A 399-nucleotide genomic window follows, 5' to 3' on the forward strand; every position below is an offset into this window, starting at 1 on the left:
TCCTGGCGCCGGCGGCCCTGGCCCGGCGGGCGCTCGCTGCGGCTGTGGCCCCGGCGGTCGTAGACCAGCACGCGGAACGACCGCGCGAGGCGGGGTACGACGCGCTGCCAGGTCTCGTGGTCGACCCACGAGCCGTGGACGAGGACCAGGGGTTCGCCCTCGCCCACGACCTCGTAGTAGAGGTCCACGCCGTTCACGCGAGCCCGTCCCGTCATGCCGCGTCTCCTCACAGGGGGGTGAGCGATCGCGCAGACACATACCGCGGGGCGCGGGACGGCACACCTGTCAGCCGAGGCGGCGGTCCTCGGCGGCGATCGGGATGTCGTTGATGCTGGCCTCGCGGCGGCGCATCAGCCCGTTGCCGTCGAACTCCCACTGCTCGTTGCCGTGGCTGCGCCA

Annotated in this window: 2 protein-coding genes; both read right to left on the bottom strand. The window is 73.2% G+C overall.

The window, feature by feature from the left end:
• Positions 1-215 (bottom strand): alpha/beta fold hydrolase (locus tag G3I78_RS50135; protein ID WP_164437341.1); only part of this gene is annotated, 215 nt, incomplete at its 3' end.
• A gap of 70 nt (positions 216-285) precedes the next feature.
• On the bottom strand, positions 286-399 hold a 114-nt coding region (locus tag G3I78_RS50140), incomplete at its 5' end, for a DUF1348 family protein (RefSeq protein WP_164437343.1).

It is taken from the genome of Streptomyces sp. SID13726 (genome assembly GCF_010548375.1).
GTDB lineage: Bacteria > Actinomycetota > Actinomycetes > Streptomycetales > Streptomycetaceae > Streptomyces.